Source organism: Kitasatospora sp. NPDC056783, from assembly GCF_042789895.1.
In the GTDB taxonomy this organism is placed as follows: domain Bacteria; phylum Actinomycetota; class Actinomycetes; order Streptomycetales; family Streptomycetaceae; genus Kitasatospora.
Map to the genome: position 1 here is coordinate 1 of NZ_JBHUAF010000103.1, position 23728 is coordinate 23728.

The 23728-nt window shown below is 72.4% G+C and carries 17 protein-coding genes and 1 pseudogene; 13 read left to right on the forward strand and 5 right to left on the reverse strand.

What is annotated here, in order from left to right:
* Window positions 1-31: 31 nt before the first annotated feature.
* The gene (locus ACFRMQ_RS17270; RefSeq protein ID WP_380731303.1) at window positions 32-895 is read right to left on the reverse strand and encodes a hypothetical protein; all 864 of its coding nucleotides are present in this window, start codon (window positions 893-895) and stop codon (window positions 32-34) included.
* Between the two features lie 193 nt (window positions 896-1088).
* On the opposite strand from ACFRMQ_RS17270, the gene ACFRMQ_RS17275 reads away from it, so the two are divergent.
* Together ACFRMQ_RS17275 and ACFRMQ_RS17280 are read left to right on the forward strand one after the other, a co-directional pair.
* Window positions 1089-3728: a valine--tRNA ligase gene (locus tag ACFRMQ_RS17275; protein WP_380731304.1), complete on the forward strand. Its 2640-nt coding sequence runs from the start codon at window positions 1089-1091 to the stop codon at window positions 3726-3728.
* Window positions 3729-4058: 330 nt separating this feature from the next.
* Entirely contained in the window at window positions 4059-4583 is a 525-nt protein-coding gene (locus ACFRMQ_RS17280; protein WP_380731305.1) for a hypothetical protein, read from the forward strand.
* A gap of 26 nt (window positions 4584-4609) precedes the next feature.
* On the opposite strand, the gene ACFRMQ_RS17285 is transcribed toward ACFRMQ_RS17280, so the two are convergent.
* The 3 genes from ACFRMQ_RS17285 to ACFRMQ_RS17295 all read right to left on the reverse strand — a co-directional run bounded on the left by ACFRMQ_RS17285 (window position 4610) and on the right by ACFRMQ_RS17295 (window position 8952).
* Window positions 4610-6166, reverse strand: a complete 1557-nt coding sequence (locus ACFRMQ_RS17285; protein WP_380731306.1) for a chitinase — start codon at window positions 6164-6166, stop codon at window positions 4610-4612.
* Between the two features lie 163 nt (window positions 6167-6329).
* Window positions 6330-7469 carry a non-hydrolyzing UDP-N-acetylglucosamine 2-epimerase gene (wecB, locus tag ACFRMQ_RS17290; protein WP_380731317.1) on the reverse strand — a complete coding sequence of 380 codons (1140 nt, stop codon included), beginning with the start codon at window positions 7467-7469 and terminating at the stop codon, window positions 6330-6332.
* A 49-nt stretch (window positions 7470-7518) separates the two neighbouring features.
* Window positions 7519-8952, reverse strand: coding sequence for a glycosyltransferase family 2 protein (locus ACFRMQ_RS17295; protein WP_380731307.1), 1434 nt, complete (start codon window positions 8950-8952; stop codon window positions 7519-7521).
* A gap of 184 nt (window positions 8953-9136) precedes the next feature.
* Here ACFRMQ_RS17295 and ACFRMQ_RS17300 point away from each other — a divergent pair, with 184 nt between their 5' ends.
* From ACFRMQ_RS17300 to rodA, 8 genes are all read left to right on the forward strand, one after another.
* Window positions 9137-10528: a bifunctional folylpolyglutamate synthase/dihydrofolate synthase gene (locus ACFRMQ_RS17300; RefSeq protein WP_380731308.1), complete on the forward strand. Its 1392-nt coding sequence runs from the start codon at window positions 9137-9139 to the stop codon at window positions 10526-10528.
* Between the two features lies 1 nt (window position 10529).
* The gene (locus ACFRMQ_RS17305; protein ID WP_380731309.1) at window positions 10530-10880 is read left to right on the forward strand and encodes a DUF4233 domain-containing protein; all 351 of its coding nucleotides are present in this window, start codon (window positions 10530-10532) and stop codon (window positions 10878-10880) included.
* A gap of 105 nt (window positions 10881-10985) precedes the next feature.
* Entirely contained in the window at window positions 10986-11399 is a 414-nt protein-coding gene (gene ndk, locus ACFRMQ_RS17310) for a nucleoside-diphosphate kinase (protein ID WP_380697407.1), read from the forward strand.
* A gap of 347 nt (window positions 11400-11746) precedes the next feature.
* The gene (locus ACFRMQ_RS17315; RefSeq protein WP_049648984.1) at window positions 11747-12772 is read left to right on the forward strand and encodes a rod shape-determining protein; all 1026 of its coding nucleotides are present in this window, start codon (window positions 11747-11749) and stop codon (window positions 12770-12772) included.
* A gap of 115 nt (window positions 12773-12887) precedes the next feature.
* Window positions 12888-13820: a rod shape-determining protein MreC gene (gene mreC, locus ACFRMQ_RS17320; protein ID WP_380731310.1), complete on the forward strand. Its 933-nt coding sequence runs from the start codon at window positions 12888-12890 to the stop codon at window positions 13818-13820.
* A 3-nt stretch (window positions 13821-13823) separates the two neighbouring features.
* On the forward strand, window positions 13824-14462 hold the full coding sequence (gene mreD / locus ACFRMQ_RS17325; protein ID WP_380731311.1) for a rod shape-determining protein MreD: 639 nt from the start codon (window positions 13824-13826) through the stop codon (window positions 14460-14462).
* 52 nt (window positions 14463-14514) lie between these two features.
* Entirely contained in the window at window positions 14515-16809 is a 2295-nt protein-coding gene (gene mrdA / locus ACFRMQ_RS17330) for a penicillin-binding protein 2 (RefSeq protein WP_380731312.1), read from the forward strand.
* Entirely contained in the window at window positions 16806-18005 is a 1200-nt protein-coding gene (gene rodA, locus ACFRMQ_RS17335) for a rod shape-determining protein RodA (protein WP_380731313.1), read from the forward strand. Before mrdA ends, rodA begins: the two co-directional genes overlap by 4 nt.
* 72 nt (window positions 18006-18077) lie before the next feature.
* On the opposite strand, the gene ACFRMQ_RS17340 is transcribed toward rodA, so the two are convergent.
* A complete protein-coding gene (locus tag ACFRMQ_RS17340; RefSeq protein WP_380731314.1) occupies window positions 18078-19367 on the reverse strand; it encodes a M14 family zinc carboxypeptidase in 1290 nt (429 codons plus the stop codon).
* Between the two features lie 487 nt (window positions 19368-19854).
* Here ACFRMQ_RS17340 and ACFRMQ_RS17345 point away from each other — a divergent pair, with 487 nt between their 5' ends.
* The 3 genes and pseudogenes from ACFRMQ_RS17345 to ACFRMQ_RS17355 form a co-directional block, all read left to right on the forward strand.
* The gene (locus ACFRMQ_RS17345) at window positions 19855-21783 is read left to right on the forward strand and encodes a TIGR03960 family B12-binding radical SAM protein (RefSeq protein ID WP_380731315.1); all 1929 of its coding nucleotides are present in this window, start codon (window positions 19855-19857) and stop codon (window positions 21781-21783) included.
* Window positions 21784-22014: 231 nt separating this feature from the next.
* Window positions 22015-22815 (forward strand): TIGR03936 family radical SAM-associated protein, encoded by an 801-nt coding sequence (locus ACFRMQ_RS17350; RefSeq protein ID WP_380731316.1) that lies wholly within the window; start codon window positions 22015-22017, stop codon window positions 22813-22815.
* 396 nt (window positions 22816-23211) lie between these two features.
* Window positions 23212-23728 (forward strand): annotated as a pseudogene (locus ACFRMQ_RS17355) (ribonuclease E/G); the annotation flags it as partial.

Here is a 23728-nt window from a genome sequence, read left to right on the forward strand (position 1 = left end):
GTGCGGCGCCCCTTCTCGCGTGCCGTGCGCGTTACTTCGCGACCTTCATGGCGTCGCGGATGGCCCGGGTCCGCTCCGCGGCCTGGTCCGGGGTGATGCCCTGCGGGCCGTCGCTGCCGGTGCTGCCCAGGCTGATCTTGGTGAAGGTGACCCGGCCGTAGGTGGACTTGTCCGCCCAGACGCAGACCGTCGGTCCGGCCTTGCCCGCGATGACGCTGAGCACGCCGCAGCTGAGCTTGCCGGCGGAGGCCTTGGCGTCCTTCGCGGGGTAGTCGGTCATCGGCGTGGTCCAGGTCACCCCGCCGCTGTCCTTCTTGGAGTCCGCGACGATCTGGTCCGGGTCGTCGAGGTCGCCGTAGATCCCGATCACCGAGAGCGACTCCATGTTCTTGACGTCGGTGCCCTTGCTGTAGCTGGCGACCACCGCGTGGAGGTCCTTGCCGACCTTCGCGACCTCGGGCTTGCTCATGTCGGCGGCCTCCTCCTTCGCCGACTTCTGGACGTAGCCGTCCAGCAGCGTCTGCGGGGCGCTGAGCTTGTACTGGCCGCCCGCGTCGCCGCCGAGGAACTTCCACGCGGCGAAGCCGCCGCCGCCCAGCACCAGGGCGCCGACGACCAGCCCGACGACCAGCCCGCCCTTGCCCTTCGGCGGCTGCGGCGGCGGGTAGCCCGGCTGGCCGTACGGCGCCTGCGGCGGCTGCCCGTACGGCTGCTGGGGCGCGCCGTAGGGCTGCTGCGGTGGCTGGCCGTACGGGGGCTGACCGCCGTAGGGCTGCGGCTGGCCGTACTGGGGCTGGGGCGGCCCGTAGGGCTGCTGCGGCGGTTGGCCGTACGGCGGCTGGCCGCCGTAGGGCTGTGGCTGTCCCTGCGGATACTGCTGTCCCTGGCCGTACATCTGCGTTCGTGCTCCCCCGCCGCACCCGCGGCCTGTCGTGGTGTCCAGTCGTTCCGGACGCTCCTCCGGCCGGCCGGAGGAGCGTCCGGGCACGCTACCGTACGGTGCCCGGCCGGGGCGGCCCGGTCGCGGCGGGGCCCGCGGACCGAAAGCGGTTCGTGACCCATGCCTCCGGTTACGTAAACTGTGCGTCGTGACCGACACGACGAACCAGCGCCCCGTGAGCACCTTTGCCGGGGACGAAGCAGCCACCCTCCCGACGACCTACACCCCCGCGGACGTAGAGGGCGAGCTGTACGAGCGCTGGGTGGACCGTGGGTACTTCACCGCGGACGCGAAGAGCGACAAGCCCGCGTACACGATCGTCATCCCCCCGCCGAACGTCACCGGCGTCCTGCACCTGGGCCACGCCTTCCAGCACACGCTGATGGACGCGCTGACCCGCCGCAAGCGCATGCAGGGCTTCGAGACGCTCTGGCTGCCGGGCATGGACCACGCCGGCATCGCCACCCAGAACAAGGTCGAGCAGCAGCTCGCCGAGGAGGGCCTCTCCCGGCACGACCTGGGCCGGGAGGCCTTCGTCGAGAAGGTCTGGGAGTGGAAGAAGAGCTACGGCGGCCGCATCCTCGGCCAGATGCGCCGCCTCGGCGACGGCGTGGACTGGTCGCGCGAGCGCTTCACCATGGACGAGGGCCTGTCCCAGGCCGTCCAGACCATCTTCAAGCGGCTCTTCGACGACGGCCTGATCTACCGCGCCGAGCGCATCATCAACTGGTGCCCGCGCTGTCTGACCGCGCTGTCCGACATCGAGGTCGAGCACGAGGAGACGCCGGGCGAGCTGGTCTCGATCCGCTACGGCGAGGGTGACGACTCGATCATCGTCGCCACCACCCGGGCCGAGACGATGCTGGGCGACACCGCGGTGGCCGTCCACCCCGAGGACGAGCGCTACAAGCACCTGGTCGGCCGCACCATCAAGCTGCCGCTGACCGACCGGGAGATCCCGGTCATCGCGGACGAGCACGTCGACCCGGAGTTCGGCACCGGCGCCGTCAAGGTGACGCCGGCGCACGACCCGAACGACTTCGCGATCGGCCAGCGCCACGACCTGCCCAACCTGACGGTCATGGACGAGTGCGGTGCGATCACCGTGCACGGCCCCTTCCTCGGCATGGACCGGATGGAGGCCCGTTCGGCCGTCGTCGGCGCACTGCGCGAGCAGGGCCGGATCGTCGCCGAGAAGCGCCCGTACATGCACGCCGTGGGCCACTGCTCGCGCTGCCACACGGTGGTCGAGCCGCGACTGTCGCTGCAGTGGTGGGTCAAGGTCGAGCCGCTGGCCAAGGCCGCCGGCGACGCCGTCCGCGACGGCAAGGTGGAGATCCACCCGAAGGAGCTGGAGCGCCGCTACTTCGACTGGGTCGACAACATGTACGACTGGTGCATCTCGCGCCAGCTCTGGTGGGGCCACCGGATTCCGGTCTGGTACGGCCCCGAGGGCGAGGTCGTCTGCGTCGGACCGGACGAGCAGCCGCCGACGGGTGAGGGCTGGCACCAGGACCCGGACGTCCTGGACACCTGGTTCTCCTCCGGCCTGTGGCCGTTCTCCACGCTCGGCTGGCCGGAGAAGACCGCCGACCTCGAGAAGTTCTACCCGACCGACGTCCTGGTGACCGGCCACGACATCATCTTCTTCTGGGTCGCCCGGATGATGATGTTCGGCCTGTACGCGATGGACGGCGAGGCGCCGTTCAAGACCGTCGCCCTGACCGGTCTGGTGCGCGACGAGTTCGGCAAGAAGATGTCGAAGTCCTCCGGCACCGCGGTGGACCCGCTGGACTGGATGGACGCCTACGGCGCCGACGCCGTCCGCTTCACCCTGGCCCGTGGTGCCAACCCGGGCGCCGACGTGCCGATCGGCGAGGACTGGGTCAAGGGCTCGCGCAACTTCTGCAACAAGATCTGGAACGCGACCCGCTTCGCGCTGATGAACGGCGCCACCGTCGAGGGCCCGCTGCCCGCGCCGGAGGAGCTGACCGCGGTCGACCGCTGGATCCTGTCGCGGCTGAACGCCACCGTCGCCGAGGTGGACGCGCTCTACGACGACTTCCAGTTCGCCAAGGCCACCGACGCGCTGTACCACTTCGCCTGGGACGAGGTCTTCGACTGGTACGTCGAGCTCTCCAAGACCACCCTGGCCAAGGGCGGCCCGCAGGCGGACGCCTCGCGCCGGGTGCTCGGTGAGGTCCTGGACGTCACGCTGCGGCTGCTGCACCCGGTCGTCCCGTTCGTCACCGAGGCGCTGTGGACGGCGCTCACCGGCGCCGAGTCGCTGGTCGTCACCGAGTGGCCGAAGGACAGCGGCTACCGTGACGCGGCCGCCGAGTCGGAGATCGCCACGCTCCAGCAGGTGGTCACCGAGGTCCGCCGGTTCCGTTCGGACCAGGGCCTCCAGCCGGCGCAGCGGGTCCCGGCCCAGCTGGAGCTGGCCGGCACCGTGCCGGCCGTCCACGAGGACGCGATCCGCTCGCTGCTGCGGCTGACCGTCCCCGAGGAGGGCTTCGTGGCCACCGCCTCGCTGCCGGTCGCCGGCGCGACCGTGGCGCTGGACCTCTCCGGCACCATCGACGTCGCGGCCGAGCGCAAGCGCCTGGCCAAGGACCTCGCGGCCGCCGAGAAGGAGAAGGCCCAGACCACCGCCAAGCTCGGCAACGAGGCGTTCCTCGCCAAGGCGCCGGACGAGGTGGTCGCCAAGATCCGTGGCCGCCGGGAGGCCGCCGAGGCCGACATCGCCCGGATCACCGCCCAGCTGGCGGCGCTGCCGCAGGGCTGAGCCGCCGGTTCCGCCGAGGGGCCGTACTCCGCGACGCGCGGGGTGCGGCCCCTCGGCGTTTTCCGGTTCGGTTCCGGTTCGGTTCCGTTCGGTTCCGGGCCGTGCTTCCCGGGTCGTTTTCCCTACGCCTAATAGCCCAGCAACATTGCTCCCTTCCGGCGAATTATCATCCTGCGACCGGGTGAGGTCCTATTCCGAGCGAATTGATTCCGGTCTTGCCCGCGCGCGTTCGCGGAAGTTTCCAGGTCCGCTGTGTACCGTGTGCACGGAGTTTCCGAATGGGCGTTTCCGCTGAGCGTTCCAGCTGAGCGACGGACGGGAGGGCACGGCGTGGTGGTGACCGAGGAGTTGGCCGACGAACTGCCTGCCGAGGCGGTCGAGGAGGCCAAGGCCAGGGCGGCGACCCTGTTGCTCGCCTTCCGGCACGGGAACCAGCTCGCGTTCGACACGGAGCTGGACCTGCTGCTCGCGGAGCACGCCGAGCGCGAGGTGACCACCCTGCTCACCTGGATCGCCGCCGAGGCCGTCCGCAAGGCGTACGCCCCCGAGGTCGGGGACCGGGTGCTGCGGGCGATGGCCCGGCGCGCCCCGGACGACACCGGCGCGGTCGACGTGGACGAGGAGACCGCGGACGCCGCCCAGCTGATCGAGGCGGTGGCGGCCGGCGAGGTGGCCGAGGTGCGCGGTCTGGTCGCCGCGACGCCCGACACCACCTTCCTGCTCGGCGGTCTGCTCCAGGGCGTCGCGATGATGCTGCCGTTGCTGCCGGACGGTGAACTGGCCGAGATCACCGCCGAGTTGCGCCGTCGCAACGGTGCGGCGGCGCACGTGCCGGAGGCCCGGGCCGGAGTCTGACCCCGGCCCGGGCCTCCGGGCCCGCCCTACGGCATGGCGTGCAGGTGCGAGCCGATGGTGTTCGCGACCGGGTTGCCCGCCTTGGCGTCCCAGTTGGTCGACCAGGTCATCGCGCCGCCGATGCCCGGCCAGGTGGTGTCCGGCTTGTAGCTCCCGCAGTTGGTGCCGGAGGCCAGGCAGTCCAGCGCGTTGTTGACGGTGCCGGCGGCGAGGTAGCCGCCGCCCGCGGCGCTGGTGGAGGCCGGTACCCCGAGGCCGACCTGGTCGGGCCGCAGCCCGCCCTTGAGCTGGATGCAGGCCAGTCCGGTGAGGAAGTTCTCGGTGCCCTGGGAGTAGACGTTCCCGTCGCAGCCGTTCATCGCACCGGAGTTGTAGTACTGCATGTTGACGATGGTGAGGATGTCCTTCACGTTCAGCGCCAGCTTGAAGTACTCCATGCCGGTCGACTGCATGTCGATCGTCTGCGGCGCCATGGTGAGGATGAATCCGCTCCCCGCCTTCGCCGCCAGGGCGTGCAGCGCCTGGCCCATGTAGGTGGAGCTGATGCCGTTCTCCAGGTCGATGTCGATCCCGTCGAAGCCGTAACTCTGCATCAGCGCCCAGGCGGTGCTGGTGAAGGTCGCGGCGGAGGCGGAATCACCCACCCAGACGGTGCCGTTCTGGCCGCCGATCGAGAGCACCACCCGCTTTCCGGCCGCCCGCTTGGCCGCGATGTCGGCCTTGAACTGGGCGTCGGTGTAGCCGCCGAGGCGGGTGGAGAGGGCGGGGTCGAGGGTGAAGCTCAGGCCGCCGCGGGTGGCCGTGGCGTCCGCGAAGGAGACCGCGATGATGTCGTAGGCGGCCGGGACGTCGCTGATCCGCTGGACGGTGGCGCCGTTGTCGAAGTTCTGCCAGTAGCCGGTGAGGATGTGCTTGGGCAGGTTCGGCGGCTTGCCGGTGGAGGTGGGGGTCGGGCTCCCGGTGCCGGGGTCGGTGGGGGAGGGGCTGCCGGGGTCCGTCGGGCTCGGTGAGGCGGTGGCGGTGGCGGTGGCGGTGGGGGTCGGGCTCGGGGAGGGCTGCGGGCCGCCGGGCCCGAGCAGCGAGACGTCGTCGGCGAGGAAGGCCGGCTGTCCGTACCAGCCGTGCAGGTAGACGGTGACGCTGGTGGTGTTCGGGCCGGTGGTGAAGCTGGTGCTCAGCTGGCTCCAGCTGCTGCCGCCGGGGGTCCAGGTGCTCGGGTCGGTTCCGCCGGTGCCGCGGGCGCCCAGGTAGACGTACGAGCCCTGTACCCAGGAGCTCAGGGTGTACGAGGAGGAGGGCTTCACCGAGACGGTCTGGGTGCACTCGCCGGTGTCGCTCCCGGCCGGGGTCGACCGCAGCGCGTACGAGCCGGAGTGCGCGGTGGTCTGGACGGTGCCGTTCGAACAGGTCCAGCCGGACAGGTCGCCGGTCTCGAAGCCGCCGTTGGTGATCAGGTCGGAATCCGCGGCGTGGGCGCCGGTGCCGTCGGCGAGTGCGAGCCCGCTCAGGCCGAGGGCGATGGCACTGGCGCCGGCGAGCAGCGGACGGAGGGCGCGCGGGCGCCGGTGTCGGGCAGGTGGCATGACTCCATCTCCAGTGGGGGAGGCCCGGCGGCGCCTCGTGGGGGAGGAACACCGTCCGGGGTGTCGATGTGCGCGTGCGGGAGCTACCGACAACTCAAGTCCCGGTCGGGAACGGAGACTTGCCTCACAAGGTGGAGTAGACCAATCCGACTGTCAAGAGTACCTAGGCGGCCTTTGGCAGGTCTCGCGCTTCGGTGGGTCCGGCGAGGGCGGCGGTCAGCGCGGCGATCCGGGCCGAGGCCAGGCCGTCGCCGTACGGGCTCGGGGTGGCCGCCAGGCGGGCGAGCCGTTCGGGGGTGTCGGAGAGCCAGGCGCGGGCCAGGGCGCCCAGTTCCCCGCCCGGCGGCACCAGCGCGGCGAAGCCGGCCTCCACGGCCTCCGGGCGCTCGGTGGAGCGGCGCACCACCAGCAGCGGGCGGCCGAGCACGGTGCACTCCTCCTGCACGCCGCCGGAGTCGGAGACCAGCAGCGCGGCGTGGCTCGCCAGGCCCAGGAAGTCGCCGTAGCCGACCGGGCCGGTGACGGCGAGGCGTTCCAGCAGGCCGTCCAGGCCGAACCGCTCGACGGCGGCCCGGGTGCGCGGGTGCATCGGGAACAGCACCGGGGTGCCGCTCCGGGCGATCCCGTCCAGCTCGGCGAGCACCGCGCCGAGCGCCTCGGCGGTGTCGGTGTTCTCCGGGCGGTGAACGGTGGCCAGCGCGTACCCGTCCGGGCGCAGCCCGTGGGCGGCGAGCAGCGCGGCGCGGGCGGCCCGGTCCGGCAGCTGACGGCGGACCACCTCGACGACGGTGTTGCCGGTGAGCGCGATCCGCTCCTCGGCCAGCGACTCGGCGCGCAGGTTCGCGACGTTCTCCCCGGTGGCGGCGCAGAGCAGGTCGGAGACGTGGTCGACCATCACCCGGTTGTGCTCCTCGGGCATCGCCCGGTCGAAGCTGCGCAGCCCGGCCTCGACGTGGACCAGTGGGATCTGCCGGGCGTTGGCGGCCAGCGCCCCGGCCAGGGTGGCGTTGGTGTCGCCCTGGACGACCACGGCGGCGGGGCGGTCCTCGGCGAAGGCGGCGTCCAACTGGCCCAGCGACTGGGCGATCTGGCCGGCCCGGGGGCGGCCGCCGACCCCGGTGAGCAGCTCGGGCCGGGGCAGGTCGAGGTCCCGCAGGAAGCGGCCGGACATCGCCTCGTCCCAGTGCTGGCCGGTGTGCACCAGCCGGGTGGCGTCGCCGAGTTCGTGGATCAGCGGGGCGAGCTTGACCAGTTCGGGGCGGGTGCCGAGGACGACGGCGACGCTGGACGGGGGCAGGCACATGCTCATGCGGGGCTCCGGAGGGACGGCGTGCGGGGGAGTCGGGGAGGGCTCAGGACTCGAGCGCGGTGGGGGCGCCGAGCGCGACCTTCTCGGCGTTGCGGCGGGTCTTGGCCCAGCCGTTGCGGCCGAGCAGCATCCGGACGGCGGCCCGGGTGGCGACCACGAACAGGTGGTAGGCGTAGACCCAGACCAGGACGCCCCAGAGCAGCCCGGTGAGCCGGGAGCGGTCGGGGTGGACGAACCGGCGGTAAGCGAAGCCCCAGAGCACCATCGGCAGCGTGGCGAGCGCGAAGACCAGCAGCATCCACGGGCCGAACCGGAGGTGGAACTCGGCGGTCTCCTCGGGGAAGAGCGCCAGCCCGGCGCCGGTGATCCCGAGCGAGAGCGGGAGGAGCAGCACCAGCAGCACGCAGACCACCGGCTGGAGGAAGGTGTACAGCACCTCGGCCTTGCCGGCCGGGGTGTAGTGCGGCGAGCGCAGCACCCGGCCGGTGTAGCGCAGGCACTGCATGTTGCCCTGGGCCCAGCGGGTGCGCTGGGTGAGGAAGCGGCGCGGCGAGATCAGGGCCTCCTGGGAGACCTGGGCCTCGGTGACGTGGGTGAGCCGCCAGCCGGCCAGCCGCAGGTCGAGGCCGGACTCGTAGTCCTCCAGCAGGGCGCGCTCCGGCCAGGGGCGCCCGGCCCGGCCTTCCTCGGCGGTCAGCGAGTCGAGGGCGGTGAGCCGGACGAACTGGCCGTTGCCGCCGAGGCCGACGCTGCCGGTGCGCCGGCGCAGCAGCTGCATGCCGGTGTTGTTGGCCTGGAACTCGATGTCCTGCATCCGCACCAGCGCGCGGGCCAGGGCGTTGGCTGCCCGGCCGCGGCCGGGCAGCGGGAGCCGGTCGTCGGCGTCGCGCATCCGGACGCCGATCTGGACGGCGCCGGTGTCGGGCCGGCCGAGCGCCTTGGCGTTGCAGACCTGGGCGAGGGTGCCCGGGTCGAGCTGCCCGTCGGCGTCGACCACGCCGATCACCACCCGGGAGCGGTCGGTGTCGGCGGGCAGCCAGGCGGAGACCTCCCGGTAGGCGGCGTTGAGGGCGGCGCCCTTGCCGATCCGGGCGTGCGGGCGGCGGCGCTGGACCAGGTGGACGCGCGGGTCGCGGGCCGCGGCGGCGAGCACCAGTTCGCGGGTGGCGTCCTCGCTGTCGTCGTCGATCACCCACAGGTGGGCCTCGGGCGCGCCGGCCCGCAGGCCGTCCAGGGTCCGGGTGACGACGGCCTCCTCGTCGCGGCAGGGGATCACCAGGTGCCAGTCGAGGGCGGTGGGGTCGCCGGGTTCGGCGGGGCGGTTGTGCCGGAAGGCGTGCCGGGAGCCGGCCCAGTACACGAGGAAGCGTCCGAAGACCACGGCCATGTAGCCGACGAGGGCCGGCGAGATCAGTGCGGCGACCCAGACGACGGCGTCCTCGCGAAGCGCGATCCATTCGTGCAGGGCGTCGGGCATGGCGCAGTGCTCCTCGTGATCAAAGGCTGGCGGCTCCTATTGGTTGCGAATCGATGCTCCGTTGCAGTTCAAATCGCCAAATCGATAGTAAGTGGAGGAAATTGGATGATCATGGGAAGGAGCGGACAAAGTGGTCGTTCTCACCCCGTGAGGACGACCCGCCAGCGCTCCGTAGACTGTGGTCGTGAGCGACAAGGCCGACCCGAACCCGTACACCCTCCGCCCCGCCGACGGCGACACCGGCGACGCCCTGCGCGACGTCGAGGTGGAGCTCTCCAAGCGCTGGCCGGAGAACAAGCTGGAGCCCTCGCTCGACCGGATCGAGGCGCTGATGGACATCCTGGGCCAGCCCCAGCGGTCCTTCCCCTCCATCCACATCACCGGCACCAACGGCAAGACCTCCACCGCCCGGATGATCGAGCAACTGCTCAACACCTTCGAGCTGCGCACCGGCCGCTACACCAGCCCGCACGTGGAGTCCGTCACCGAGCGGATCAGCCTGGACGGCGCCCCGATCACCCCCGAGCGCTTCGTCGAGGTCTACCGCGACATCGAGCCCTACGTGCGGATGGTCGACGCGGCGCAGCCGGTGGCGATGTCCTTCTTCGAGGTGCTGACCGGCATGGCCTACGCGGCCTTCGCCGACGCCCCGGTGGACGTCGCCGTGGTCGAGGTCGGCATGGGCGGCTCCTGGGACGCCACCAACGTCATCGACGCCGCCGTCGCGGTGATCACCCCGATCGGGCTGGACCACACCGACAAGCTCGGCGAGACCACCGGCGAGATCGCCGTCGAGAAGTCCGGGATCATCAAGTCCGGCGCCGTCGCGGTCGTCGCCCAGCAGCAGCTGGACGCCGCCCAGCAGATCCTGCGCCGCGCCGTCGAGGTGGACGCCACGGTCGCCCGCGAGGGCATGGAGTTCGGCGTGATCCGCCGTGAACTCGCCGTCGGCGGCCAGCTGGTGACACTGCGCGGACTCGGCGGCGAGGAGTACGAGGACGTCTTCATCCCGCTGCACGGCGAGTACCAGGCCCACAACGCCGCCCTCGCCCTGGCCGCGGTCGAGGCGTTCTTCGGCGTCGGCGGCGCGCGCGGCGGGCAGCTCGACGTGGACAAGATCCGTCAGGCCTTCTCCGGCGTCTCCTCGCCGGGCCGCCTGGAGGTCGTCCGCCGCAGCCCCACGATCGTCCTGGACGCCGCCCACAACCCGCACGGCGCCCGCGCCACCGTCGCCGCGATCACCGAGTCCTTCGGCTTCACCCGGCTCGTCGGCGTGATCGGCACCTCCGGCGACAAGGACGTGGCCGGCGTGCTGGAGGCCTTCGAGCCGATTCTGGCCGAGGTCGTCATCACCCAGAACTCCACCCACCGCGCGATGGACGTCGACGCGCTCGCGGCCCTGGCCGTCGAAATCTTCGGCGAGGACCGCGTCCAGGTCGAGCCCCGGCTCGACGACGCCATCGCCGCCGCCGTCGCCCTCGCCGAGGAGGAGGGGGACCTCGGCGGCGCCGGGGTGCTGGTCACCGGTTCGGTCATCACGGTGGGCGAGGCCCGCCTGCTGCTCGGGAGGAAGTGACATGAGGACGCTCTGCTCCTCGACGCTGATCGGCGAAGCGCTGCTGATCATGTTCGCGGCGCTGGTCGCGATGCGGCTCTCCGATGTCTCCAGCGGGGAGATCTGGACGGTCAGCGGCATCGCGATGGCGCTGTGCGTCCTGCTCTGCGGCATGATCAGCCGCCCCGGCGCCGTGCAGATCGGCTGGGCGCTGCAGATCGGCCTGATCGCCAGCGGCTTCATCCTGCCGACCATGTTCGGACTCGGCGTGGTCTTCGCCGGCCTGTGGTGGTGCTCGGTGCACTACGGCCGCAAGGTGGACGACTTCAAGGCCGCCCGAGCCGCCGCCGAGGCCGTCGCGGTACAGGCCTGAGGCCCGTACCGGCGAGCCGACACGCCGCTCACGCAAGGTAATCTCTGCCTTGTCGGCGCTCGTCGACCCGACTGTCTGCCTAACCGAATCCCCAGGAGACGCACCGTGTCCCAGCGCACTCTCGTCCTGCTCAAGCCCGACGCCGTCCGCCGCGGTCTGGCCGGCGAGATCATCAGCCGCATCGAGCGCAAGGCCGGCTGGCGCTTCGCCGCCATCGAGCTGCGCACCTTCGACCGGGCGACGCTGGAGGAGCACTACGCGGAGCACGTCGGCCGCCCGTTCTACGAGCCGCTGCTGGAGTTCATGACCTCCGGCCCCTCGATCGCGCTGATCGTCGAGGGCGAGGAGGTCGTGAAGGGCGTCCGGATGCTGGCCGGCGCCACCAACCCGCTGGAGGCCGGGGCCGGCACCATCCGCGGCGACTACGCGACGATCACCCGCGAGAACCTGATCCACGCCTCCGACTCGGTGGAGTCCGCCGAGCGCGAGATCAAGATCTTCTTCCCCGCGCACGTCTGATCCGGACCGGGCGACACGCCCGGAGGAACCGGGCGCGACACGCCCGGAGGACCTTCGTACCGCCCCGGTCGGGACCATTGGCCCGGCCGGGGCATTCTTATCGTGAAATAGGGAACTGGCGGCGCCGACACGGCGTCCCAATCCTCGGAGATGCGATCACGCCCCGGACAATGGACGGCATGCCCCACGTCGACGTCCGTACCGCGCCGCGTGACTACGATGGACGCGACTCAAGGGCCCGGTAAGGCAGCTCAGCTGGTCTCCGCCCAAGCGTGGGCGCGCGCATCCGTCCACCCCCCCCATGAACTCCGAGCCCGGGAAGGCACCCACACCCCATGGCGAGCAACCTGTCGTTCATCGGCCGCGACTTGGCGATCGACCTCGGAACAGCCAACACGCTGGTGTACGTCAGGGGCAAGGGCATCGTTCTGAACGAGCCGTCCGTCGTCGCGGTGAACACCAACACCGGCGGCATCCTCGCCGTCGGCGCCGAGGCCAAGAAGATGATCGGCCGCACCCCGGGCAACATCGTCGCCATCCGCCCGCTCAAGGACGGCGTGATCGCCGACTTCGAGATCACCGAGCGGATGCTGCGGTACTTCATCCTCAAGATCCACCGCCGCCGCTACCTCGCCCGCCCGCGCGTCGTGGTCTGCGTGCCCTCCGGCATCACCGGCGTCGAGCGCCGCGCCGTCATCGAGGCCTCCTCGCAGGCCGGCGCCCGCCAGGTGCACATCATCGAGGAGCCGATGGCCGCCGCCATCGGCGCCGGCCTGCCCGTCCACGAGGCCACCGGCAACATGGTCGTCGACATCGGCGGCGGCACCACCGAGGTCGCCGTCATCTCCCTCGGCGGCATCGTCACCGCCCAGTCCATCCGGGTGGCCGGCGACGAACTGGACAACGCGATCGTCCAGCACATCAAGAAGGAGTACTCGCTGCTCCTCGGAGAGCGCAGCGCCGAGCAGATCAAGATGAGCATCGGCAGCGCCTTCGGCCTGGAGGGCGAGAAGGACGAGCACGCCGAGATCCGCGGCCGCGACCTGGTCAGCGGCCTGCCCAAGACCGTCGTCATCTCCGCCGCGGAGGTCCGCGAGGCCATCGACGAGCCGGTCAACGCGATCATCGACGCCGTCAAGACCACCCTCGACCAGTGCCCGCCCGAGCTGGCCGGCGACGTCATGGACCGGGGCATCGTGCTCACCGGCGGCGGCGCCCTGCTGCGCGGCCTGGACGAGCGCCTGCGCCGTGAGACCGGCATGCCGATCCACATCGCGGAGAACCCGCTGGACTCCGTCGCGCTCGGCTCCGGCAAGTGCGTCGAGGAGTTCGAGGCACTCCAGCAGGTGCTCGACGCGTCGCCGCGTCGTTGACCGGACGCCACACCACCGGCACCACACGCCACATCCGACACTCGACTCAACGGGCCGCCGCCCGGGCACCACAGCCCCGGGCGGCGGCCAGGTACGAAGGGGCAGTACCAGCACCGTGAGGGACACCCGAGAGAGCCGGCTACTGCTCGTCCTGCTGGTGGCCGTCGCCTTCGCGCTGATCACCGTGGACATCAAGGGCGGTGAGGACTCCCCGCTCGGCCCGGCCCGGCACGCGGCCGCCGGCGTCCTCGGCCCGGTCGAGCGCGGCGCCGCCACCGTCGTCGACCCGGTCGCCGACACCGTCCGCGCCTTCCGCGACGCCGCCACCGACAGCGGCCGCACCGACCAGCTCGCCCGCGAGAACACCGAACTGCGGCAGAAGCTGGCCTCCTCCGACATGGCCACCGGCCGCACCAGGCAACTCGACGACCTGCTGCGCACCGCCGGCACCGGCGGCTACACCGTCAAGGCCGCCCAGGTCATCGCGATCGGCCCGGCCCAGGGCTTCTCCTGGACCATCACCATCGACGCCGGCAGCGACGACGGCCTCACCCGCGACATGACGGTGATCAACGGCCAGGGCCTGGTCGGCCGGATCACCACCGTCGCCCCGACCACCGCCACCGTGCTGCTCGCCTCCGACCCCGGCTTCTCGGCCGGCACCCGCCTGGAGGGCACCGGCGAGATCGGCTTCGCCTCCGGCGGCGGCGACAGCCCGATGAAGGTCTCCCTGCTCAACGGCAAGGCCCAGGTCAAGGCCGGCGACCGGCTGGTCACCTTCGGCTCGCAGAGCGGCCGCCCGTTCGTGCCCGGCGTCCCCGTCGGCAAGGTCACCGAGGTCCAGGCCAACGCCGGCCAGCTGACCAAGACCGTCCTGGTCGAGCCCTTCGTCCAGTTCACCCGGCTGGACCTGGTCGGCGTCGTGGTCGTACCGCCCCGCACCGACCCGCGCGACGCCGTCCTGCCGCCGGCCCCCGCCCCGGGACAACCCGCCGCCCCCGCCTCCGCGCCCGCCGCCCCGCCCGCCACGCCCACTGGGGGGAACTGAGCCATGCGCCTCGCCCGCATCCCCGTCTCCGCCGGCCTCATCCTGCTCGGCCTGATCCTCCAGGTCAGCGTGTTCGGCCGACTCCAGCTCCCGGGAGCCACCCCGGACATACTGCTGCTCGTCGTGGTCGGCCTCGCCATGGTCTACGGACCCACCGGCGGCTGCCTCGTCGGCTTCGCGGGCGGCCTGCTGGCCGACCTCGCACCGCCCTCCGACCACGCGATCGGCCGCTACGCGCTGGTGCTCTGCCTGATGGGCTACGCCGCCGGACTGCTGCGCCCCGACCACGGCCGCCAGCGCTCGGTGGCCGGCTCGCTGCTGGTCGTCGGCGCCGCGGCGGTCGCCTCCACCCTGCTGTACGCGATGGTCGGCGCCCTGGTCGGCGACACCGCGGCCCGGCACGTCGGCCTCGGCGGCCTGGTCATCAGCGCCCTGCTCTACGACCTGCTGCTGGCGCCCTTCGTGGTGCCGCTGGTGATGTACCTCGGCCGCCGCTTCGGGCGCGACCCGGTGGCCGCCGCCGACGACGACCAGGGCGGCTCCGGCCTCGGCACGCTGGCCCGCTACCGCACCACCCGCGAGGCCTCGACCGGCCCGGGGTACAAGAAGCGGCGCGTGCCCGGCTTCGCCCGCCGCCCGTAACCGGGCCCGGCCCCGACCTCCCGACCTCCCCGCATCCTGGAGCGCACGAGACGTGAGCAACATCCCCGAGACCGGCCGCACCCGGCGGGTGACGATCCGGCTGGTGGTGTTGCAGATCCTGGTGCTTTCGCTGCTCGCCACCCTCGGCGGGCGGCTGTGGTACCTGCAGATCCGCAACGCCAAGGAGTACACCGCCAAGGCCACCGGCAACCACATCCGCGAGGTGGTCGAGCCGGCCGTCCGCGGCGAGATCCTCGACGCCTCCGGGCGGGTGCTGGCCGGCAACGAGACCCGCCTGGTGGTCTCGGTCAGCCGCACCTCGCTGCTCCAGCAGAAGGACGGCGGCAAGGCGGTCCTGGCCCGGCTCGCCGAGGTGCTGGGCATGCCCGCCAAGGACGTGCAGGAGAAGGTCCGGCTCTGCGACGCCAAGACCTCCCAGCCCTGCTGGAACGGTTCGCCCTACCAGCCGATCCCGGTCACCAAGGAAGCGACCACCCAGCAGGCGATGCAGATAATGGAGCGCCGCGAGGACTTCCCCGGAGTCACCGCGCAGCCCACCGCCGTGCGCCGCTACACCGGAGCCGAGGGCGCCAACATGGCCCAGGTCCTCGGCTACCTCTCGCCGGTCACCGACGAGGAGGTCAGCAAGACCGCCGACAAGACCGGCCTGGACCGCTACCTGCCGGCCGACCAGATCGGCCGGGCCGGCCTGGAGTCGGTGTACGACCGCGACCTGCGCGGCACCGCGGGCATCACCAAGCTGGAGGTGGACAACCTCGGCCGGGTGATCGGCACCGCCGGCACCGTCGCCCCGCAGACCGGCGACAACCTGGTCACCAGCATCGACGCCCGGGTGCAGAAGGTCGTCGAGGACAACCTCGCGCAGGCCATGGCCGACGCCCGGAACACCTTCGACAAGGTCACCAACCGCAACTACGAGGCCGACTCCGGCGCCGCCGTGGTGATGGACGTGCACACCGGGCGGATCGTCGCGATGGCGAGCGCCCCGACCTACGACCCGAACCTCTGGGTGGGCGGCATCAGCGGCAAGGACTACCAGTCGCTGACCAGCAAGGAGTCCAACTTCCCGCTGCTGAACCGGGCGATACAGGGTCAGTCCGCCCCCGGCTCGACCTTCAAGGTCATCTCCACCACCGCCGCCGTGCAGGCCGGCTACTCGCTGGACGGCCACTACGACTGCCCGAAGAGCATGACCATCGGCGGACGCGAGTTCAAGAACTTCGAGAGCGAGAACTTCGGCCAGATCTCCCTGGAGAAGGCGCTGGAGGTCTCCTGCGACACCGTCTTCTACGGCCTGGCGTACGACCAGTGGATGAAGGACGGCGGCATCAAGCCGAAGAAGGACCCGGGCGACTGGTTCTTCAAGACCGCCCACGAGTTCGGCCTCGGCGCCAAGACCGGCATCGACCTGCCGGCCGAGGTCACCGGCCGGGTGCCGGACCGGCAGTGGAAGCAGTCCTTCTACGACAACAACAAGGACGCCTGGTGCGCCCAGGGGCAGAAGGGCGGCAACAGCTACTCCGACCAGATCGCCCGCGAGAACTGCGTCGACGGCTACCAGATGCGCGCCGGTGACGCCGTCAACTTCGCCATCGGCCAGGGCGACACCCTCGTCACCCCGGTCCAGATGGCCCGGATCTACTCGGCGCTGGCCAACGGCGGCACCTTCTACCGGCCGACCATCGCCAAGGCCGTGATGAGCCCCGGCGGGAACCTCGTCCGCGAGATCGCCCCGCAGGCCGACGCCAAGTTCCCCGGCGACGAGAAGCTGCTCAGCTACATCAACCAGGCCACCGAGAGCGTCATCAAGAGCGGCACCGCGGCCTGGAAGTTCAACGGCTGGCCGCAGGACAAGATCGCGCTGCACGCCAAGACCGGCACCGCCGAGGTCGAGGGCAAGCAGACCACCTCCTGGCTGACCACGTACAGCAAGGACTACGCCGTCGTCATGACGATCAGCCAGGGCGGCACCGGCTCCGGCGGATCCGGCGACGCCATCCGCCGGATCTACCAGGCCCTGTACGGCGTCGACGACAAGGGCACCATCGACAACGGCAAGGCACTGCTGCCCGCGCCGCAGGCCGAGCTGCCCACCTTCAACCCGGACGGCACCGCGGTCATCAAGCCGGCCTCGTACGGCACCGACCCGGCGCCCGGCACCCGGGCCCCGGCCCTCGCCCCGGCGCCGCTCGACCCGGCGTCGGCACAGGCGGTCCCGGCGGCGGCCTTCCTCGACCAGGCGCCGCCGGCCGACCGTCCGGCGTCCCACACCGCGGCCGACGCCGCGCTCGAACCCGTACGCGGACCGGGAAGGGGACGGGCATGACCTCCTACGGCTCGTACCGGCAGCTGCGGCTCGCCCCGCAGCGCGGCGGAGTCTCCAAGGCCCTGGCCAAGGACTCCCCGCTGTGGCGGCTGGACTGGATACTGCTGCTGGCCGCGCTGGCCCTCTCGGTCGGCAGCTCGCTGCTGGTCTGGTCCGCCACCCGAGGGCGCGACTCGCTGACCCACGGGGACCCGCAGTACTTCCTGTACCGGCACCTGACCAACTTCGTGGTCGGCCTGGTGCTGTGCGCCGTGGTCATAGGGATAGGGAGCCGGCGCTTCCGCACCATCGTGCCGTTCCTGTACGTCGGCGTGATCCTGCTGCTGCTGGCCACGCTCAGCCCGCTGGGCTCGACCATCAACGGCGCGCACTCGTGGATCCAGCTCGGCGGCGGCTTCTCCGTCCAGCCCGCCGAGTTCGCCAAACTGGCGATCGTGCTGGCCATGGCGGTCGTGCTGTCGGACCAGGTGGACGCGGGGGAGCGGGAGTTCCCCTCGCACCGCGCGGTGCTCCGGGCCCTGCTCTGGGCCGGGCTGCCCGCGGGCATAGTGCTGCTGATGCCGGACGCCGGCTCGGTGATGGTGATGGCCGCGATCGTGCTGGGCATCCTGCTCGGCTCCGGCGCGGCCAACCGCTGGGTGCTCGGCCTGCTGGTGGCGGGCACCTCCGGATGCGTGGCGATCTGGAAGTTCGGGCTGCTGAGCCAGTACCAGATCGACCGCTTCGCCGCCTTCGCCAACCCGCAGCTGGACCCGAACGGCGTCGGCTACAACACCGCGCAGGCCCGGATCGCGATCGGCTCCGGCGGCCTGACCGGCAAGGGGCTGTTCCACGGCACCCAGACCGTCGGCCAGTTCGTGCCGGAGCAGCAGACCGACTTCGTGTTCACCGTGGCCGGCGAGGAACTCGGCTTCATCGGGGCACTGGCGATCATCGCGTTGGTCGGCGTGGTCCTCTGGCGGGCCTGCCGGATCGCCCGGCAGGCGACCGACCTCTACGGCACGATCGTGGCGGCCGGAGTCATCGCCTGGCTGTCCTTCCAGGCCTTCGAGAACATAGGGATGTGCCTGGGCATCATGCCGGTCGCGGGCATCCCGCTGCCGTTCGTGTCCTACGGCGGCTCCTCGATGTTCGCCAACTGGATCGCCATCGGGCTGCTCCAGGCGGTACGGAGCCAGCGGCCGATAGCGGCCTGAGCGCGCGGCGCCGCGAGACGGGGCCGGTCCGGGAACTCCCGGGCCGGCCCCGTTCTCCCTTCCGGGAGGTGGTCACAGCAGACAGTCGGCGGTGGTCAGCACGGCGCGGGTCTGGTGCGCCAGTTGCTCCTGCACCGGGACCCAACGGGCGCCGAAGCGGTGCCGCAGCCGCTCCAGGCTGTCGGTGACGACGGCCCGGGCGCGGTCACGGGCCGCCTCCGCGCCGGGACCGCGGGCGTCCGCGAGCAGCCGCAGCAGGATCGACGCGACCCGCAGCGGCACCCGGGCCGCGACCAGCCCGGCGGTGGTCACCCGCGAGGCGGTGAGCGGCTGGGCGCCCCAGCGCTCCAGCCACTCCTCGGCCACCCGCGGCGCCACCGCCAGGCTGGACTCGACGGTGCGCAGCAGCGGGCCGTACGCCTCGTGCCCGTGCCCGGGGACGCTCCGGAGCAGGGCGGTGAGCTCCTCGGCGCGGGTGGTGAGGTCGCCGGCGGCGGCCGCGAGGGCCCGCGCCCCGGCCGGGTGGGGACGGGCGTCGCCGACCGCGTCGACCGCCCACATCGGGACCTCCAGCACGGCCGTGACCGCGCCGTACCGGGCCGCGTAGGACCAGGTGGACAGCTCCGGCTCGTCCGGCAGCGCCCGGGAGCCCCCGTCGCCCGGGGCCGGCATCAGATAGGTGCCGGGGTCCGGGCTGGCCCAGCCGATCGCGTCGTAGGAGTCCACGTCCAGCGGCACGCCGGCCCGCTCGGCGGAGCGGGCGAAGCGCCCGGCCAGGCCCCGGACCGGACGGGTCAGCTGGACGAACGCGCCACCGAAGTCCACCCCGTGCAGCGAGCACTGGAGGAACGGACGCAGCTCGTCGATCAGACCGGTCAGCGCCAGGCTCTCCGGCATCGGCGGACGGCCCGAGCCGGGGGAGGGCAGCAGTTCGGGCTGCTCCTCGAAGGACGGGCGGAAGAAGTGCTCGTAGTGGCGCCGCATGGTGAGCGGGCCGTCCAGCCAGCCGGTGTTGAGCGCGGCCCCGTCCGGGTCGAGGCAGAGCAACAGGTGCCAGGAGAGCCCGGGGCGGGCGGGGCGGTCCAGCAGCACCTCGGCGAGCCGGACCGTCCCGGCGGTGCCGATCGGCTCGTTGGGGTGCGGGCCGCCGACGACCAGCACCGCGCGCGGGCCGCGGTCCACCGAGAGCAGCAGCAGCGGGCGTCCGGCCCGGGAGCGGCCCACCTCGCGCAGCCGGCAGCGGTCCGGGTGCCGCAGTGCGAGCCGCCGTGCGGCGGACTCGGCCTGGGCCGGCGTCGGGTAGCGGGCCGGCCGGGTGTCGAGGGGTCGGAGGGGGCGGATCCGCCGACCGGTGTCGGTCATGGTTCTCCTTGCGCCGGTCGTACGGCCGCCGGGGCGCGGGCGCGCGGGTGCGCCGCCGGGCGCGGGCGTGCGGGCGGTGGGACGGGGGGCGGGCGCCGCGGGCCGGGGGCGGCGACCGTACGGCGACGGGACAGGGCCCGGCGAGGGCGGACGGGCCGGGACGGAACGGGAGGGTCACGCCGGCGGGAAATCCGACGAGGGCCGAGCGTACGACTCAACTCCCTTGTCCGGAAGGGGTGCAGGTTTCTTTGGCGGGGCCCTGTCAGTACCGCACGGCCCGTCCGGGCGTGTCAACGGCGGACGGCACCGCCCGGCGGGCGCCCGCCGCGCGTGCCGGGGCGGGCACCGTCGGGTGCGGGCGGCGCCGGAGCGCGGAGGTCCCGTGAACCGGGGCAGACGGCCCGTTCCCCGGATTGGGCTACCCTTGAGGGTCACCCCTCCCGTGCCGACCCGCGGCACCGAATCACGTCGTAAGGGTTCCTAGTACATGACTGTCGAATCGGTCTTCCCACGCCTGGAGGCCCTCCTCCCGCACGTCCAGAAGCCGATCCAGTACGTCGGCGGCGAGCTCAACTCGACCGTCAAGGACTGGGACGCGAGCGACGTCCGTTGGGCGCTGATGTACCCCGACGCCTACGAGGTCGGCCTGCCCAACCAGGGCGTCATGATCCTCTACGAGGTGCTGAACGAGCGCGAGGGCGTGCTCGCCGAGCGCACCTACAGCGTCTGGCCGGACCTCGAGGCGCTGATGCGCGAGCACGGCGTCCCGCAGTTCACGGTGGACGCCCACCGCCCGGTGAAGGCCTTCGACGTCTTCGGCCTGTCGTTCTCCACCGAGCTCGGCTACACCAACATGCTCACCGCGCTCGACCTGGCCGGCATCCCGCTGGAGGCCAAGGACCGCACCGACGAGGACCCGATCGTCCTGGCCGGCGGCCACGCGGCCTTCAACCCGGAGCCGATCGCGGACTTCCTGGACGCGGCGGTGGTCGGCGACGGCGAGCAGGCCGTGCTCGACATCACCGACATCATCCGCGCCTGGAAGGCCGAGGGCCGCCCGGGCGGCCGCGACGAGCTGCTGCTGCGCCTGGCCCGCACCGGCGGGGTGTACGTCCCGAGGTTCTACGACGTGGAGTACCTGGCCGACGGCCGGATCGGCCGCGTCGTGCCGAACGCGCCGGGCGTGCCGTGGCGGGTGTCCAAGCACACCGTGATGGACCTGGACGAGTGGCCGTACCCCAAGCAGCCGCTGGTCCCGCTCGCGGAGACGGTGCACGAGCGGATGTCCGTGGAGATCTTCCGCGGCTGCACCCGCGGCTGCCGCTTCTGCCAGGCCGGCATGATCACGCGCCCCGTGCGGGAGCGAAGCATCACCGGCATCGGCGAGATGGTGGAGCGCGGGCTGAAGGCGACCGGTTTCGAGGAGGTCGGCCTGCTGTCGCTGTCCAGCGCCGACCACACCGAGATCGGCGAGATCGCCAAGGGCCTGGCGGACCGCTACACCGAGGACAAGATCGGCCTGTCGCTGCCGTCCACCCGCGTCGACGCCTTCAACATCGACCTCGCCAACGAGCTGTCCCGCAACGGGCGCCGCTCGGGCCTCACCTTCGCCCCCGAGGGCGGCAGCGAGCGCATGCGCAAGGTGATCAACAAGATGGTGTCGGAGGAGGACCTGATCCGCACCGTCGCCACCGCGTACGGCAACGGCTGGCGCCAGGTGAAGCTGTACTTCATGTGCGGCCTGCCCACCGAGACCGACGAGGACGTGCTCCAGATCGGCGAGATGGCGAAGAACGTCATCCAGAAGGGCCGCGAGGTCACCGGGCAGAACGACATCCGCTGCACCGTCTCCATCGGCGGGTTCGTGCCCAAGCCGCACACCCCGTTCCAGTGGGCCCCGCAGCTGTCCGCCGAGGCCACCGACGCCCGGCTGGCCAAGCTGCGCGACTCGATCCGCGGCGACCGCAAGTACGGCAAGAACATCGGCTACCGCTACCACGACGGCAAGCCGGGCATCGTCGAGGGCCTGCTCTCCCGCGGTGACCGCCGGGTCGGCGCGGTCATCCGCGCGGTCTACGAGGACGGCGGCCGCTTCGACGGCTGGCGCGAGTACTTCTCGTACGACCGCTGGATGCTCTGCGCCGAGAAGGGCCTGGCCGGCACCGGCGTCGACGTCGACTGGTACACCACCCGCGAGCGCTCCTACGAGGAGGTGCTGCCCTGGGACCACCTGGACAGCGGCCTCGACAAGGACTGGCTGTGGGAGGACTGGCAGGACGCCCTGGAGGAGGTCGAGGTCGACGACTGCCGCTGGACGCCGTGCTTCGACTGCGGCGTGTGCCCCCAGATGGACACCCACATCCAGATCGGCCCGACGGGCAAGAAGATGCTGCCGCTGACGGTCGTCAACAAGTAGCGCGTCTCACATTCGCGACCCCCGGCCGGAGCGATCCGGCCGGGGGTCGCGGCGTGCCGTGGAGCGGTCCCTGACCAGGGGCGGAGCGAGGGGGCCGACGGGGCGCGTACCCTTTGGGGTGACAGAGTCCGGACAGTGGCGGGAAGACGCCACGCCGGACGGGGACAACTGACTAAGGACTGAGCGACCCTGGCACGCCGTACGCCCGACGGTCCGCCGCCCGCGCCGACGGTGCAGCGGATTCGTCTCCGCTACACCAAGCGCGGCCGGCTCCGCTTCACCAGCCACCGCGACTTCCAGCGCGCCTTCGAGCGCGCCCTGCGCCGGTCCGCCGTTCCGATGGCCTACTCGGCCGGCTTCACCCCGCACCCGAAGGTCTCCTACGCGAACGCGGCCCCGACCGGGGTGGCGAGCGAGGCGGAGTACCTGGAGATCGGCCTGGCCGCCGTCCGCGACCCGGAGCAGCTGCGGGCGCAGCTGGACGAGTCGCTGCCGGCCGGCCTGGACGTGATCGACGCGGTCGAGGTGCGGACGCCGAACTTCGTGGAGCGCCTGGAGGCCTCCGAGTGGCTGGTCCGGCTGGACGGCGTCGAGCCGGACGCGGCCGCCGAGGCGGCCGCGCGTTTCCTCGCCGCCGAGCGGGTCGAGGTCGAGCGCCGCACCAAGAACGGCCTGCGGGTCTTCGACGCGCGGGGTGCCGTGGCGGCACTGGAGGCCGTCCCGGCGCAGGTCGAGGCCGGTGCGGACGCCGGGGCCGGAACGGACCACGATGTTCGGACCGGCCGTCCCTGTGCGATACTGCGCCTGGTAGTACGACACGCCACACCCGCCGTACGACCCGACGACGTATTGTCCGGTCTCCGTGCGACGGCCGACCTGGCGCCGCCGGTCCCCGCAGAGGTGACCAGGCTGGCGCAGGGGCCGCTCGACGAGGAGACCGGCACGGTGACCGACCCGCTGGCGCTCGACCGCGCGGCGGCTCCGGTCGGCTCGGAGCCGGCCGCAGGGCCGCACGCTACCGCGTCCGCCTAGCGGGGGGAGGCCGGGTCCAGTGCCTCACTGGACCCGACGGTCCTCCAGGGTTCCCGCGGCTCCCCAGGGGAGCGAGCGTCGTCGCAGCGCAGGCCTGCCACCCGGGGCCTGCCGGCCTGGAAGGTCGGCCGGTCCGGGACCCCGTCCGGGAGCCACCCGGGGTTGGGGGACGGCACAGCTTGGGAAAACCTCAGAAGACTGGTCAGACCAGAAGACTTTCGACACCCCGCCGAACGCGGGGCGCCGAGCGAGACTACGAGCCCCTGTGCGGCCTCGCGTCCGCGCGGCGGCACCGTCCAAAGGTGCGGTCCGGGCATCGTCGCGATGCCGGCCGCCCATCGGTGCCGCGCCGTGCCCGGATGCGGAGCCCGGGGGCCTGACGGGAGATCCACCCGCATGCTCGATAACACCGATCCGCAGCAGACTGCGGCCACGGAACACAACGAAACCGCCGCGACCGGCGGCGAGGGCGCGTCCGCCGCGCCCCCGCGTCGTCGTCGCCGCGCGGTGTCCCGCCCGGCCGGTGCCCCGCAGGGTGCCGCCGCCGAGGCGGCCGAGACGGTCCTGCCGGCCGAGGCGCCGACGGCCGCCGCGCCGGCCGCGGTCGCGGAGCCGACGGCCGAGCCGGTCGCCGAGAAGCCCGTCCGGGCCCGCCGCACCCGCAAGCGCGCCGAGGCCCCCGCCGGGGCGCCGGAGACCGCTCCGGTCGTGGTCACCGCGCCGGAGGCCGAGCAGGCCCCGGCGGCCGAGGCCGCCGAGAAGGCCGAGAAGTCGGACAAGGGCGAGAAGGCCGAGAAGCCCGTCCGGGCCCGCCGCACCCGCAAGCGCGCCGAGGCGCCCGCCGGTGCCCCCGCCGCCGAGACCGAGGCCCCCGTCACCGAAGCGACGGCCGTCGAGGCCCCCGCCGTGGCGG